14 protein-coding genes are annotated in these 15,439 nt (G+C 61.2%); 10 read left to right on the top strand and 4 right to left on the bottom strand.

The window, feature by feature from the left end; genetic code table 11:
• The first annotated feature begins 18 nt into the window (after positions 1-18).
• The 7 genes from O3299_RS06640 (at position 19) to O3299_RS06610 (ending at position 7,444) form a co-directional block, all read left to right on the top strand.
• A complete protein-coding gene (locus O3299_RS06640; RefSeq protein WP_305051914.1) occupies positions 19-1,176 on the top strand; it encodes a sensor histidine kinase KdpD in 1,158 nt (385 codons plus the stop codon).
• Between the two features lie 128 nt (positions 1,177-1,304).
• The gene (locus O3299_RS06635) at positions 1,305-2,759 is read left to right on the top strand and encodes a circularly permuted type 2 ATP-grasp protein (protein WP_305051913.1); all 1,455 of its coding nucleotides are present in this window, start codon (positions 1,305-1,307) and stop codon (positions 2,757-2,759) included.
• Complete coding sequence (locus O3299_RS06630) at positions 2,753-3,697, top strand: alpha-E domain-containing protein (protein ID WP_034787425.1); 945 nt, start codon at positions 2,753-2,755, stop codon at positions 3,695-3,697. The genes O3299_RS06635 and O3299_RS06630 overlap by 7 nt, the downstream gene beginning before the upstream one ends.
• Positions 3,697-4,506, top strand: a complete 810-nt coding sequence (locus O3299_RS06625; RefSeq protein ID WP_077404315.1) for a transglutaminase family protein — start codon at positions 3,697-3,699, stop codon at positions 4,504-4,506. The genes O3299_RS06630 and O3299_RS06625 overlap by 1 nt, the downstream gene beginning before the upstream one ends.
• Positions 4,507-4,597: 91 nt before the next feature.
• Entirely contained in the window at positions 4,598-5,476 is an 879-nt protein-coding gene (locus O3299_RS06620) for a peptidase (protein ID WP_305061851.1), read from the top strand.
• 108 nt (positions 5,477-5,584) lie between these two features.
• Complete coding sequence (locus O3299_RS06615; protein WP_305061850.1) at positions 5,585-6,916, top strand: alpha/beta hydrolase; 1,332 nt, start codon at positions 5,585-5,587, stop codon at positions 6,914-6,916.
• 102 nt (positions 6,917-7,018) lie between these two features.
• Positions 7,019-7,444 (top strand): Fur family transcriptional regulator, encoded by a 426-nt coding sequence (locus O3299_RS06610; RefSeq protein WP_034787417.1) that lies wholly within the window; start codon positions 7,019-7,021, stop codon positions 7,442-7,444.
• A gap of 27 nt (positions 7,445-7,471) precedes the next feature.
• On the opposite strand, the gene O3299_RS06605 is transcribed toward O3299_RS06610, so the two are convergent.
• From O3299_RS06605 to zigA, 4 genes are read right to left on the bottom strand one after another with little or no spacing between them, the layout of a single operon-like run.
• A complete protein-coding gene (locus O3299_RS06605; RefSeq protein ID WP_305061849.1) occupies positions 7,472-7,990 on the bottom strand; it encodes a GNAT family N-acetyltransferase in 519 nt (172 codons plus the stop codon).
• 44 nt (positions 7,991-8,034) lie between these two features.
• Entirely contained in the window at positions 8,035-8,823 is a 789-nt protein-coding gene (locus O3299_RS06600; RefSeq protein ID WP_305055437.1) for a hypothetical protein, read from the bottom strand.
• The gene (locus tag O3299_RS06595; RefSeq protein WP_305061848.1) at positions 8,820-9,824 is read right to left on the bottom strand and encodes a GTP-binding protein; all 1,005 of its coding nucleotides are present in this window, start codon (positions 9,822-9,824) and stop codon (positions 8,820-8,822) included. The genes O3299_RS06600 and O3299_RS06595 overlap by 4 nt, the downstream gene beginning before the upstream one ends.
• A gap of 19 nt (positions 9,825-9,843) precedes the next feature.
• Positions 9,844-11,070: a zinc metallochaperone GTPase ZigA gene (gene zigA / locus O3299_RS06590; RefSeq protein WP_305061847.1), complete on the bottom strand. Its 1,227-nt coding sequence runs from the start codon at positions 11,068-11,070 to the stop codon at positions 9,844-9,846.
• A 390-nt stretch (positions 11,071-11,460) separates the two neighbouring features.
• Here zigA and O3299_RS06585 point away from each other — a divergent pair, with 390 nt between their 5' ends.
• From O3299_RS06585 to O3299_RS06575, 3 genes are all read left to right on the top strand, one after another.
• Positions 11,461-12,105, top strand: coding sequence for a hypothetical protein (locus tag O3299_RS06585; protein ID WP_251348807.1), 645 nt, complete (start codon positions 11,461-11,463; stop codon positions 12,103-12,105).
• A gap of 30 nt (positions 12,106-12,135) precedes the next feature.
• Entirely contained in the window at positions 12,136-13,242 is a 1,107-nt protein-coding gene (locus tag O3299_RS06580) for a hypothetical protein (protein WP_305061846.1), read from the top strand.
• A gap of 96 nt (positions 13,243-13,338) precedes the next feature.
• On the top strand, positions 13,339-15,435 hold the full coding sequence (locus tag O3299_RS06575; protein ID WP_305061845.1) for a bifunctional 2',3'-cyclic-nucleotide 2'-phosphodiesterase/3'-nucleotidase: 2,097 nt from the start codon (positions 13,339-13,341) through the stop codon (positions 15,433-15,435).
• Positions 15,436-15,439 lie beyond the last annotated feature (4 nt).

The raw sequence follows: 15,439 nt of genomic DNA, 5'->3' as shown, positions 1-15,439 counted from the left end.
TGCGGTCAGGGAGGCCAGGTGAGCATCAGCACGGATCAGCACGTGGGTCGCCAGGCCGGCGCGCACCAGCCATTGCAGCGCGCGCAGCGCATCTTCGCCATGCGCGACGCCGTCCTCGAGGCTTGGGAACAGCGCGTGCGCGCCAGCGTGCGCGGCGCAGACCAGCTGCTCACGCCCATACTCATCAATACCTTGCCGGCCTTTTTCGACAACCTGGCCGAAGCCCTCACCCCCGGCCACCCGCGCGACAACGCCGCCAGCAACAGCAACGTGCCCGCCGTGCATGGCAACGAACGGGCGCGCATGACCAATTACGGCCCGGAACAGGTGATCCAGGAGTACCAGATCTTCCGCGACTGCTTCGCCGCCACTGCGCATGAGTCCGGCATCACCCTGCGCAGCAAGGATTGGCAAGTGATCAACAAGTCGATCGACGTGGGCATCCGCGAATCGATACGCGAATTTACCAGCATGCATGAAAGCTTCCGGCGCCGCGTCGCGGCCGGCCTGTCGCACGACATGCGCAATCCCTTGGCCGTCATCAGCACGAGCGCCCAGCTGTTGTTCAGGCCAACCGACCCGGAGCGGGTAGTATTGCTGGCGCACAAGATTGTCGAGCACAGCAAGCGGCTCGACAGCATGATCGAGGAATTGCTCGATGGCCTCAGCTACCACCAGGGCCAGCAACTGCCGCTGGTGCTGAGCCAATTCGACGTGCTGCCGCTGGTACACGCCGTGGCCGGCCAGGTCAACTTGCAGCGGCCGGACAAATGCCGGGTCAGCGGGCAAGCGGTCACCGGCTGGTGGTGCGAGAACTCGCTGCGGCGGGCGCTGGAAAACCTGCTCGGCAATGCCCTCAAGTATGGCGACGACACGCCCATCAGCGTGCACGTGGAAGCGGTCCACGAACGCCTGATCGTCACCGTCCACAATGGCGGCCAGGCCATCGCGCCGGAACAGGCCGCCCGCATCTTCGACTACTTGCGCCGCGAAAACGACAACCCCGCGCCAGGCTGGGGCATCGGCCTGCCCTTCGTGCAAAGCGTGGCCGAAAGCCACGGCGGCAGCATCGCCGTCGACAGCGCGTCCGAAACGGGCACCAGCTTCATCTTCGACGTGCCCGTCGATTGCCGCCCCTTCGTCCCGTCCGCCGACGTCCCCAAGAGTGGCGCCTAGCGCACCGAGTTGGTGCAAGGAATGGCGTGACGCCACAAAAGTGGTCATATTTACACCTGTTCACGTCCGCCCTGTTGGCACGCTTCCTGCTGAGCTATACCCAGACACGGCTCAAGGGAAATCACAACATGGCAAATTTTTTCAATGAAATGACTGCAAATGAAGTGGGTACGGACAGCAAGGTACGTGAACACTATCGTGAATTCAGCAATTGGCTGGAACAGCAATCGCCCGAGACCATCGCCCGCAAGCGGGCCGAAGCCGACCTCACGTTCCGCCGGGTCGGCATCACGTTCGCCGTGTATGGCGACGATGCCGGCACGGAACGCCTGATTCCGTTCGACACCATCCCCCGCATCATCCCCGCCGCCGAATGGGCGCAGATGCAGACGGGCCTGGTGCAGCGCGTGCAAGCCTTGAACATGTTCATCCATGATATTTATCATGAACAAAACATCATCAAGGCGGGCATTATTCCCGCCGAGCAAATCTACAAGAATGCCCAGTACCGCCCGGAAATGCAGGGTATATCCGTCGCTTCCGACATCTACGCCCACATCGCGGGCGTCGATATCGTGCGCGCCGGCCAGGGCGAATTCTATGTACTGGAAGACAATTTGCGCGTGCCCTCCGGCGTGTCCTACATGCTGGAAGACCGCAAGATGATGATGCGGCTGTTCCCGGAACTGTTCGCCCGCAACCGCATCGCCCCCGTCGACCATTATCCGGACATGCTGCTCGACAACCTGCGTTCCGTCGCGCCCATGGGCGTGGACGACCCGACCGTCGTCGTCATGACGCCCGGCATGTACAACTCCGCCTACTTCGAACACGCCTTCCTGGCCCAACAAATGGGCGTGGAACTGGTCGAAGGCAAGGATTTGTTTGTCAACGATAATTCCGTGTACATGCGCACGACGCGGGGCCCGAAGAGGGTCGACGTCATCTACCGCCGCGTGGACGACGACTTCCTCGACCCGCTGGCCTTCCGCTCGGACTCGTCGCTGGGCGTGCCGGGCCTGCTGTCCGTGTACCGCGCGGGACGCGTGACCCTGGCGAACGCCATCGGCACGGGCGTGGCCGACGACAAGTCCATCTATCCTTTTGTGCCCGACATGATCAAGTTTTACTTGTCGCAGGAACCGATATTGAACAACGTGCCCACGTACCAATGCCGCAAACCGGCCGATTTGTCCTACGTGCTGGCGAATTTGCCCAAACTCGTGGTGAAGGAAGTGCATGGCGCGGGCGGCTACGGCATGCTGGTGGGGCCGGCGTCCAGCCTGGCGCAACTCGAGGATTTCCGCCAGCGCCTGCTGGCCAATCCGGGCGGCTACATTGCCCAGCCGACACTTGCCCTGTCCGCCTGCCCCACGTATGTCGAGGCCGGCATTGCGCCGCGCCACATCGATTTGCGCCCGTTCGTGCTGTCCGGCAAGACAATTTCCATGGTGCCGGGCGGCCTGACCCGCGTGGCCCTCGGCGAAGGCTCGCTGGTGGTCAATTCCTCGCAAGGGGGCGGCACCAAGGATACCTGGGTATTGGAAGCCACATCCGCTTTTGCAGGAGAAAAAACATGCTGAGCCGCACCGCCGATCATTTGTTCTGGATGGCCCGCTACACGGAGCGGGCGGAAAACACGGCGCGCATGCTGGACGTCAACATGCAGACGTCGATGCTGCCCCAGTCCGAGCAGGACGCGGAACAGGGCTGGCGCGCCACCCTGGGTATTTCCGAGCTGCAAAGCGCGTACGACCACAAATATGGCCGCTTCCACACGCGCGACGTGCTCGACTTCATGGTGCGCGACCCGAACAACCCGTCTTCCATCCTCGCCTGCCTGACGGGCGCGCGCGAAAACGCCCGCGCCGTGCGTGGCACCTTGACGACGGAAGTGTGGGAAATCCAGAACGCCACCTGGCTCGACATGCAAAAGCGCCTGAAGAGCAATCTGCTGGAAACGGACCCCAGCCAGTTCTTCGAATGGGTGAAATACCGCTCGCACCTGTCGCGCGGCGTGACCCTGGGCACCATGCTCAAGGATGAAGCCATCCACTTCATCCGCCTGGGCACCTTCCTGGAGCGGGCCGACAACACGGCGCGCATCCTCGACGTGAAGTTCCACGGCGCGCGCGACACGTCGAAAGACATCACCCAGCGCGATTTCTACTACTGGGCGGCCCTGCTGCGCTCCGTTTCCGGCTTCGAGATATACCGCAAGGTCTACCGCGACGTGATCACGCCGGCACGGGTGGCGGAATTGCTGATGCTGCGCGGCGACATGCCCAGGTCGCTCTTGGCCTGCATGGATGACGTGGTGGAAAACCTGAAACATATCCGCAACGACGTGTCCGCCGATACGGAGCGTTTCGCCGGCAAATTGCATGCGGAGCTGAAATTCGGCCATATCGACGACATCATGAAGGCGGGCTTGCACCATACATTGACGGAATTTCTGGAAAACATCTATGACCTGGGCAACCGGGTCAGCCGCGACTTCCTCGTTCCCTTGGCGGCCTGATGCAGCTCACCATCCGCCACGAAACCCATTACGCCTATAGTGCGCCGCTGGCCTACACCATCCAGCAGCTGCACCTGACGCCGCGTATCGAGCCGCAGCAGCGCGCCCTGTCCTGGCATATCTCCACGCCGGGCCAGTGCCACGCCTACACGGATGCCTACGGCAATCTGTCGCACATGCTGACGATTAACGGCAGCCATCAGTCGCTGAGCCTGGTGGCGCACGGCGTGGTGGAAACCATCTACCCGCACAAGGGACGGCTGAACCTGGTCGATACCCTGTCGCCGCTATTGTTTACCATGCCGACGCCGCTGACCCAGGCCAACCCCGCCATCCTCGAGCTGACGGCCGCCAGCCTGCCGGACCGGCGCGTGACGGCCGGCACGGGCCATCTGCTGCGCCTGGCCGAGCACATCGTCGGCAAGGTCGCGTATGAAAGCGGCGCCACCATGGTCACCACCACGGCCGGCGACGCCCTGGCCCTGGGGCGCGGCGTGTGCCAGGACCACGCCCATCTGTTCCTGGCGTGCTGCCACGCCTGGGGCATCCCGGCCCGTTACGTGTCCGGCTATATCGATCCGGGCACGACGGGCCACGCGGCCAGCCATGCCTGGGTCGACGCCTGGGCGGAAGACACGGATTTCGCGGGCTGGGTCAGCATCGACGTCACGCATGCGCGGCTGATGACGGATGCGTATTGCCGCCTGGCCATCGGACGCGACTACGATTCGGCCGCGCCCGTGCGGGGCGTGCGCCAGGGTGGCGGCACGGAAACATTACGAGTCGATGTGCAGATCGTGCCCGTGTAAACGGGCAGGAATGAGGCTGGCCGGGCCTTGCAGGCGGTAGGCCGGGCCCGGCTGGTGTAAAATGCTTCCCCTTTTGATTTGATTTACGACGATGACTTATTGCATAGGCATGCGCCTGAACGAAGGCCTGGTCTTCCTGTCCGACTCCCGCACCAACGCCGGCGTGGACCAGGTGGGCACCTTCCGCAAGATGAGCGTGTTCGAAAACCCGGGCGACCGCATGCTGGTCTTGATGACGGCCGGCAACTTGTCGATCTCGCAGGCGATCCGCCAGATCGTGTCCGAACACGTGGATGCGGACGGGCGCAGCATCTGGAACGTGGCCAGCATGTACGACGCGGCCCGCATCGTGGGTGAAGCCGTGCGCACCGTGCACCTGCGCGAAGCGAAGGCGCTGGCCGACTGCGGCATCGATTTCAATGTCAGCATCATTCTCGGGGGCCAGATAGGCGCCGAGCGCTGCCGCTTGTTCCAGGTGTATTCGGCCGGCAATTTCATCGAATCGCACGATGAAAACACGTATTTCCAGATCGGCGAAGCGAAATACGGCAAGCCCATCATCGACCGGGTCATCAACCCGTTCACGCGCCTGGACGAGGCGGCCAAGTGCGCGCTCATTTCCATGGATTCCACTTTGCGCTCGAACATTTCCGTCGGCTTGCCGCTGGACTTGCTCGTCTACGAGACGGGCAGCCTGGCCGTCACGCGCTTCGTCACCATCGATGAAAAGAACCAGTATTTCCGCATGATCCGCGATACGTGGGGCGAACAATTGAAACATGTGTTCGAAGGCATCGTCGACCCCGTGTGGAATGCGGCGCCGGAGACCACCACGAATGTGCTGTCGTCCACCAACATGCAAAGCAAGCCCGTGCGCGTGGCCATCCCCGAGCACGTGAGCCGCGGCGGCCTGACCGTGGCGCCCCTGCAATCCCTGGCGCAGCAGTTCAACGACGACAAGCAGCATTGACCGTTGACAGGCCCGCTGCGCGGGGCGCTGGACAAGTCGCTTTCCGCGTGCTTTTATGGCAATATGGGTTGACATTCAATCCAGATTGACCTGAAAGGCAGGTGGCGCATGGACTTGATCACTTCCGCCGTCGTGGCAGCCATCGGGCATGGCGCGCCCGGCCATGCTCCCGAAGCCGTCGCCAGTCACTATGGACGCCTCAAGCAAGCCATCGCCAAGTTCGACGGCGCCGCCGCCATCCTGGCCGCCATCGCCGCGCTGGAAACCGAACCTGCCGATACCCGGCTGCAACTGGCCCTGGCGGCCGCCCTGTCCGCCGCGAAAGTGCCGGACGACATGGAAACCCTGTTTGCCGCGCAAGGCTTGCTCGATGCGGTGCGGCCCCCGCTGCGTCCATTCCCCCCGTCGCCCGCCCCTGCCGACCAGGGCGCCGTCGTGTCGAACTATGCGGTGGTGAAAGTGTATTTCGCCACGGACCGCCAGCGCGACGTGGGCAAGCCGCCGGCCCAGCGCTTCAGCGGCGAACGCAACATCATGGGCGGCAATGGCCCCCTCAGCTATGGCAGCTGCGACATCAGCATCCCCCGCGACCATCGCATGGGGCAGCTGGAATCGCCGTCGCTGTGGCGCCTGGAATTTCGCGACGACCCGGCCAAGCACGTGGTGGTGCTGTCGGCCGACGTGCAAGACCGCGGCAACTTCTTTGCCGCCTTGAAGACCCAGATCCGCGCCTCGGCCGGCAGGAGCGCCTTTATCTTCGTGCATGGCTATAACGTGAGTTTCGAGGATGCGGCGCGGCGCACGGGACAGATGGCCTACGACCTGGGCTTTGACGGCGCGCCCGTGTTCTACAGCTGGCCGTCGCGCGGCGAGGTGGCAGGCTACACCATCGATGAAAACAATATCGAGTGGAGCACGCCCCACCTCGCCAGCTTCCTGACCGACTTTCTCGCCAGCACGGAAGCGGCGCAAGTGTATCTGGTCGGACACAGCATGGGTAACCGCGGCCTGGCGCGCGCCGTGGCCGACTTGCTGGCCGCGCAGCCGCAGCTGGCGCAAAAGATCACGGAAATCATCCTGTCTGCGCCCGATATCGACGCCGCCATCTTCAAGCACGATATCGCGCCGAAACTGGCTGGCGCGCGCAATCCCGTCACCCTGTATGCCTCGTCGCAAGACCTGGCCCTGGCCGCCTCGAAAGCCGTGCACGGCTACCCGCGCGCGGGCGACAGCGGCGCCGGCATGCTGATCGTGGCGGGCGTGGAAACCATCGACGCCACCGGGGTCGACACCAGCTTCATGAAGCACTCTTACTTTGCGGAAAAGCGCTCGGCCCTGTCCGACATGTTTTATCTGATACGCAACCAGGCGCGCGCCGACCAGCGCTTTCTCGACCCCGTCGATACGGTGGCCGGGCGCTATTGGACGTTCAAACCGTGACGCCGTTCCATCGAGTGCGGCACGCATGCTAAGATACGGCCCAGAGGGTGGCAAAGGCACGGCGATGACGCCGCCAGCCGATCCCCCGCAAGCAGGCCTATCATGTTGACATCATCTTCTACACCGCAAGCCGAATCGCTGATCCGCAACACCAACGCCCGCGTCACCAAGACGCGCGTGAAGGTGCTCGACTTTTTAATGGCGCAAAGCCGTTCGCTGACCCACCATGAAATCCAGCAAGCGCTGTCGCAGGACAGCGACATCGATTCCGTCACCCTGTACCGGGTGCTGGAATGGCTGACGGAAAATGAACTGGTGCACCGCATCGCGGGCGCCGACCAGGTGTGGCGCTTCAGCGCGGGCGCCGGCCACCAGGCGCACGAACACGCGCACTTCCAGTGCACGAAATGCGCGAACGTCACCTGCTTCAATGAAGTCAAGCTGCCCCCGCCCGTGCTGTTGCCGGAAGGTTTCAGCGGCGGCGAAGTCGATTACCTGATCAAGGGCCTGTGCCCGCGCTGCAAGTAAACGGTACCGGCAGCGGTACCGGCGGCATTACCTGATCAATAAAGCCAGGTGATGCTCGTCATAGAATAGCTCGCCCACGCGCATCGAACGCGGTTCCGTGCCGTACGCGATAAATCCCAGCGATTCATACAGACCCAGGGCGGCATTGTTTTCCGCATTCACGCTCAAATGCACTTGCATGACGGCAGGGTCCGCTTCGGCCTGGGCGATGCAAGCGTTCACGAGACGCCGCGCCACGCCCTTGCCCCGCTGCGCCACATCGACGAACACGCCCCACAGCAAGGCCTTGTGCGATAGTTGCCGCATGGATTCGCGCCGCAAGCCGGCAAAGCCGACCAGGCGTTCGCCATCGAAGGCGCCGAACGCCCGGTGCAGCGGGCCGCCGGCGATGCGCTGCACGTGTTCTTCGGGCGTGCGCGCCAGCTCGTCCTCGCGCGACGAGGAAAACGAGCTGGGCGAATCGAGGATGGCGCGCAGGCGCAGCGCGCAAAAGGCGGCGGTGTCGGCCGGCGTCAGCAGGCGAATGACGATTTCAGGTGCGGGCATGGTGGAATCCGGCAGTTTTTTTCCATTATACCCACGCCCCCGCCTCAGGCACGCACGCGGCGCAAACCCAGCAAGGTCCAGCCGTACAGGGCCGCCATCAGCAGCACCATGGCCGCACCGAGTGCCGCCGTCCAGCTTTCCGGCAGCGACCAGGCCGGGTCGAGCTTGCCGGCCGCCATGCAAGCGGCCATGGCCACGCAGATGGCGACGATGGGCCAGCCCAGGCGGCGCCGGAAGGCGCGCACGAGGTCAATCTGGCCGGTGCGCATGACTTTTGCCGTAACCCAGCCATCGAAGGTATCCGTCACGCCCATGCCGACGGCAAACACCAGGCCCGTGAGCAAGGCCGGCTGCATGCCGCCCAGCGCGACGGCCGCATAGCCCCAGGCGGCCGCCTGAAGGGCCGTGTCGAAGACCAGCGCGAACAGCATGCCGACGAGAATGGCGGCGAGCGGCCCGGATGCGCCCCGCAGCCAGCGCGGCAGCAGCCGGCCGCGCACCTCGGCCAGCTGGGCGCCGGCCAGCAAGCTGCGCGCATTCAGGGCCGCAATCAGCAGCAGCAAGCCGATGGGCAGCCATTCCAGCCAGCCGAACACGGTTTCCGACGGTGAAAATTGCTGTGACGCCACGGCGGCCACGGCCACGATGGCCAGCACGGTGACGCCATGGCCCAGCGCAAACAGCGCGCCCATCCACGGCGTCCAGCGGGGCGCCGCGGCCTGGCTGCGCAGGGTCAGGCCGTCGACGGCGGCCAGGTGGTCCGGTTCCAGCCCATGCCGCATGCCCAGCAAAAAGATCAGTGCCAGGGCGGGCAAGCCCGCTTCCACGCTCACGCCGCCACCTCGGCGGGGCTGTCCGCCTTGGCCATGCAGCGGTCCAGGCCACGGGTCAGCATATCCTGCGGCAAGTCGCGGCCGATGAAGATCATCTTGCTGGCGCGCGTTTCCCCGTCGTTCCACGGTGCGCCCAGTTCCGAACCCATCAGCATGTGCACGCCCTGGAAGACGGCACGGCACGGCACGTCGGCCACGTACAGGATGCCCTTGTAACGCATCAGCTGGCTGCCAAACAGCTGCACCACGGCATCGAGAAAATTTTCCACCTGCAACAGATCGAGGGGCCGGGACTGGTGATAGACGAACGATTGCACGCCGTCGCCATGGCGGTGCCCCAATTCTCCCAGGAAATCCGGCTCCAGCTCGACGATGGCGTTCAAATTGAAACCGCGGATGTTCAGGATATCGCGCAAGGGCACATTGCCAAAGCGCACTTTCTGGATGCTGGCGCGGCCATTGATGGCGACCAGGCGCTGGCGCAGCGCGGCCAGCTCGTCCTTGCCGACCAGATCCGTCTTCGACAGCAGGATGCGGTCGGCAAAGCCCACTTGCTCCTGCGCTTCCTTGTGCGCCGTCAATTGCTGCTGCGCATGACGCGCATCGACCACCGTCAAAATGGCGTCGAGCATGTAGTACTCGCTGACGGACGGTTCCGCAAAGAAGGTTTGCGCCACGGGACCGGGCGCGGCCAGCCCCGTCGTTTCGATGATCACGTGGTCGAAAACGATGGTGCCGGATTCGCGTTTGGCGTGCAGCTCGCCCAGGATGCGGATCAAGTCGCCGCGCACGCTGCAGCAGATGCAGCCATTGTTCATTTCCACGATCTGCTCGTCGCTGTCCTGCACCAGCAAGCCATGGTCGATGCTTTCGGCGGCGAATTCGTTTTCGATCACGGCGATGCGCACGCCGTGATCGCCCTGCAATATGCGCTTGAGCAAGGTGGTTTTCCCGCTGCCGAGAAAACCTGTGATGATGGTGACGGGGATCAATTCTGTCATATTTGTTTCCTATCGATGGTTAATCTTCCAGTTCTTCCATGCGCTGCCACTGCGGAAACGGATCGGGCAGCTTGCGCCAGGCGGCCATGCCCTGGCGCGTTTCCGTGTAGTTGAGTTGGCATTTCTTCAAGTCCGCCTCGATGGCGGCCTGGTCCATGTTCTGGCCGATGAAGACGAGCTCCTGGTAGCGGTCGCCATACGTTTCGCTCCAGCCCGCCTTGACTTCCGCCAGCGAGGCCGCATCCGTGGGCCAGCGCTCCTTCGGCACGGACGCCCACCACAAGCCCACGGGTTCGATATTCATCAGCTTGCCCGCGCCGGACAGGCTGGCCACCCATTCGGGCCGGCTGGCCAGCCAGAAATATCCCTTGCTGCGCACCACGCCCTTGATCGGCTGGGCGATGTAATCGTGCAGGCGCTGCGCGTGGAACGGCTCCTTCGCGCGGTAGACAAAGCTGCTGATGCCATACGTTTCCGTCTCCGGCGTGTGCACGCCGGCCAGCTCCTGGGCCCAGCCCGGCATGCCGGCCGCCTGTTCCAGGTCGAACAAGTTCGTGCCCAGGATGGCGTCCAGCGGCACGACGGACTGGTTCGTTTCGATGATGCGCGCGCCGGGATTGAGGGCTTTTAAAATGGCCAGCACGCGCAGGCGCTCGTCCGCCGCCACCATGTCGACCTTGTTGAGGACGATGACATTGGCAAATTCGATCTGTTCCGTCAGCAAATTGGCCAGCTGGCGGTCGTCGCCCTCGCCCGCGATTTCGCCCCGCTGCTCCAGGCTGTCTTCGCTGTGGAAATCGGCCAGCAAATTGGCGCAGTCGACGACGGTGACCATGCAGTCGATGCGCGCCACGTCGTTCAAGCTGTCGCCGTGCTCATCCTCGAAGTCGAAGGTGGCGGCCACGGGCATCGGCTCGCCCACGCCCGTCGATTCGATTAACAGGTAATCGAAGCGGTCTTCCGCGGCCAGGCGCCGCACTTCCAGCAACAAATCGTCGCGCAAGGTGCAGCAGATACAGCCGTTGGACATTTCCACGAGTTTTTCTTCCGTGCGCGACAGGGCCGCGCCGGCCGCCTCGGCGCCATCCCTGACGAGCGAAGCGTCGATATTGACTTCGCTCATGTCGTTGACGATGACGGCCACGCGCTTGCCTTCGCGGTTGCGCAGTATGTGGTTGAGCAAGGTGGTCTTGCCGGCGCCGAGAAAGCCGGACAGGACGGTGACGGGGAGTTTGCGCTGTGGCATGGGGATTCCTTAGGCTGGCTGAGTTGGCGAAGGTCGCACTAATGCAAATGAATTGCGTTTTCGAATTATAATGCAACTAACCTGCATTTACCTGGCGATCTTTGCCTGCCACCGTGAAAAAGAGGAATCCATGCGCTACCAGCAGGATCAGTATCCCGGCCCTCGACGTGCTAGAGTGCGAACTCGTCGGCGATGCCATCGAAGTAAGCGCATGGCGGCTGAACTGTTGTCAACAGCCCCTGGATGATGCGATGAAGACTGATTCTGCCCCCCGTGCAGACATACAGCCGTGCTTCTCAGCCGTGCGGCCGCGCGAGCATCACATCGGCTGGCTTCGATTTTATTAGCCCTTAGCAAGCCGCTCTTAAATATTTTATTCTCGCCTAGCCAATGAAAAAAATACTGATAATAAGCCTGCTCGCTCTCATCTCCATATATTCTTTTAAGAAAATGATTTACAACCCGTATATATGGAAACAAACCATTAACAGCCCTGAGCATAAATTGCAAATTGGAAGTTTTATTTTCAACAAAACAACAGGGGTTAATGGTGGAAGCCAAAGCATTCAAACGGATTATTACATTTTCAAAGTAATAGAGATCAATGGCGATCATGTTCGGCTTTCTGTGGTCAGGCAATTGTCGAAAAATAACACAATTTTACAATCCGACTTCTCGACCACAAAAGAGAATTTTGAATATTTAAAAAAACATATCAATAAAATTACAATTACAGGAATTTTGACAAAAGACTTATTCGTGGGAAATTATGAGCCATATACCGTGAATGATTATTTGCTAAAGAAGTATCCTTCATTGGAAAAATCAAGGTATTACTTCGAAGATATCCCTGAAGAGATGAAAAATTTGCCGTTACCGACAGACAATAACAAACTACAGGATTATTTTAGTACAATATATTCCAAAAAAGAAATTATTGAAAATGGCAAGCTTGCTCTCTGGGTTTTAAATAATAGCAATAATCCTGAATTGGCCAAAAGATCCGCAGAAGATATAGATTTAATACAAAATTAGATTTTGTCGCGCTTGATCAATTGTGCTTGCATGGCGCGTGAAGATACTCCATCTTGCCACAGTTCAATTTTCACAATCACCAAGGAATCGATGTTCTTGCGCAACTCCATAAGGCTTCTTGCCGTACTTGTTTTGATGATGGGCAGCGCCATTGCCGCAGACATAAAAAAGCCGATCCAGCACTATCTTTACTTTAGTCACCGTGAACTGAACGGGGAAAACATCCGCTCGGATAAAGCGTTAAACGATGCCCGCTTCCGTGGCGCGCAAATCGTCTACACCTGGCGCAGCCTGGAGCCGCAACAGGACCGGTATGATTTTTCGGCGATCTGCCACGACATCGCCTTTCTCGATTCAATCGGCAAAAAACTGTGGATACAACTGCAGGAAAAATCCTTCACGCCGCGCCATAATGTGCCGGCCTATCTGCTCAGCGATCCTCGCTACCAGGGCGGCATCATCAAGCAAAGCATGCTCTCGGCGCCGGAGCGCGACCCGCACAAACCGGTGACGGATGATGAATACGGCTGGTCGCCAAAGATGTGGGAACAACCGGTGCGCGACCGTTACCAGCGCTTGATCCGGGCGCTGGGCCAGGAATTCGACGGAAAAATCGAGGGCATTAATTTCAGCGAAAGCTCGATCGACATCGGCGTCGAAGACGGTAAAGGAAATACGATTTTTCCCGATGATTTCAAGCCGCAACAGTATGTCGATGCCATCAAGGAAAACATGCGGGTGCTGGCCGGCGCCTTTCCTCACACCAATACCATGGTGTATTTGAATTTTTTGCCAGGTGAATGGCTTCCGTGGAGCGACAAGGGTTGTATGCGCAGCGTGTTTGCGCAAGCGCAAACGCTGCAAATGGGCGTGGGCGGCCCCGACCTGATGCCGTATCGAAAAAGCCATATGGGCCAAAGCTACGGCTTCATCAAGGACTACCCGGCCGATCTGGTCAAAGGCATGGCCGTGCAAGACGGCAATCTGCGCCAGATCAATCCCCGCACCGGGAAAAAAAACTCGGTCGAGGATGTCCTCGACTTTGCCCGCAACTACCTGGGCCTGGACTATATTTTCTGGGTGGAGGATGAACCATACTTCAGCAATGAGGTGTTGATAAAGCTGCCGGCGCATTGATGCGCCGGCACGACGCCATGCGCCCTGCCACACTGTCATGGTGGCGTCATATGCCGGCGTTACAGTCGCGTCCTTTGAATCTTTCCGAGGGCGGTAATGAAAACAAATTGGGTCATGCTGGCGGCGCTGGCAAGTGCAGGTCTCGTTGCTTGCAACGGCAGTTCGAACACGGCGCCGGCCATTCCCGAAGGCACGACGGTCACCGTCGCCTTGCTGGAAACCACGGATATCCACTCGAATGTCCTCAGCTATAACTATTACGCGCTGGCCGAAGACACGAGCCTGGGCCTGGAACGTACGTCGACCCTGATCCAGGCAGCGCGCGCGGAAAATCCGAACAACGTCTTGCTCGACGATGGCGACGTCATCCAGGGCACCTTGCTGGCCGACCTGCAAGCCGTGGCCGCGCCCGTGCCTTGCAGCGGCACCCTGGCCGTGCACAAGGCCATGAACGCGCTGAAATACGATGCGGGCGGCATGGGCAACCACGAATTCAACTACGGCTTGCCTTACCTGAGCCAGATCACCAACACGGATTTTGGCATTCCCGGCGTGGCCAAGCCGACGGGCACGTGCGGCGCGCCCGCCTTCCCTTCCGTGCTGAGCAATGTCGTCGGCGTGTCCAGCGGCAAGCCGATTTTCCAGCCCTACACCCTGCTGCCCCGCGATTTCGCCGCCACGGCGCCCGATGGCAGCAAGCTGACCGTGAAAATCAATGTGGGCGTGCTGAGCTTTGTGCCGCCGCAAATCCTCGAATGGGATCAGAAAGTGCTTGCTGGCAAAGTCAGCGTGACGGGCGTGCAGGAAGCGGCGAAACAATACGTGCCGGAATTGCGCAGCAAGGGCGCCGACCTCGTCGTGGCCCTGTCGCATGGCGGTCTGGATACCAGTCCCTACAGCCCGAAGATGGAAAACGGCAGCTACCACTTGACCAGCACGGGCATCGACGCGCTGATGATCGGCCACTCGCACTTGATCTTCCCGAAAGGCAAGGAAACGGGCGCGGCCGCCCTGGATGCCTCGTTTGCCGCCTTCCCCGCCAGCGCCAAGATCGACGCCGTCAACGGCTTCGTCAATGGCGTGCCCACCGTCATGGCGCAAAGCTGGGGCCGCCGCCTGGGCATCATCAAGCTGACCATGGCCTACCAGGGCGGCAAGTGGGTGGTGCAGCCGGCCAAGACGACGGTGGAATCGCGCGGCTTCAAATACACCGATGGCAAGACCCTCGTGAACGCCGACCCGGCCATCGCCCCGCTGGTCGCCACGGAGCACGCGGCCACCATCGCCTACGCCAAGCAACCGCTGGGCATCAGCACGGATTTCGAGATGTCCGCCTACTTCGCGCTGGTGGGCGACGTGAGCGCCATCCAGCTGGTGAACCAGGCGCAGCTCGATTACGTGAAAAATTTCATCGCCACCAGCACGGATGCCACCTTGTCCAGCTACAAGAACATCCCCGTCATTTCCTGCAGCGCGCCATTCAAGGCGGGCCGCAACGGGCCGTCAGACTTCACGGACGTGGCGGCTGGCGCTTCCCCTGCCGCGCCGGTCGGCTTGCAAGTGCGCAATCCGGGCGACCTGTATTTATATAGCAACAACAACCTGCAAGCCGTGAAGATCAAGGGTGCGGACTTGAAAGCCTGGCTGGAAACGTCGGCCAAACAATTCAACCAGATCGACCCGGCCAGCGGCGCCGAGCAAGACCTGGTGCCGTCGTATGGCACGATCTATAACTATGACGTGTTCTACGCGGAAAACAATGCGCTGACGTACCAGATCGACGTGACGAAAAAGCCGGGCAGCCGCATCGTCAACCTCACCTACAAGGGTGCGGCCGTCGCCGATGGCGATGATTTCATCGTCGCCACCAACGATTACCGCGCCGGCGGCGGCGGCGCCGTGCCTGGCATCGATGGCAGCAAGACCATCATCAAGTCGCCCGATGCGAACCAGGCCGTGGTCAGCAACTACCTGGCGTCGCTGAGCACCAAGGGCGGCAAGGTGACCCTGGCCAATAATGGCAGCGCGCGCAGCTGGAGCTTTGTCAAGACGGCCACGGCAGGTCCCGTGATCCTGCGCTCGGCGCCCGGCCATCTGGCGCTGGCGCAAGGCAGTGGCATCACCAACGTGGCAGCTGAAGGCGGACTCGACGCCAGCGGCTTTGCCAAGTACCGCATCGACCTGAGCAAATAAGGTC

Source organism: Janthinobacterium sp. SUN176, assembly GCF_030587335.1.
Taxonomy (GTDB): Bacteria; Pseudomonadota; Gammaproteobacteria; order Burkholderiales; family Burkholderiaceae_D; genus Janthinobacterium; species Janthinobacterium kumbetense.
Note: the sequence above shows the minus strand (reverse complement) of the source record. Positions and strands in the feature narration are given on the sequence as shown.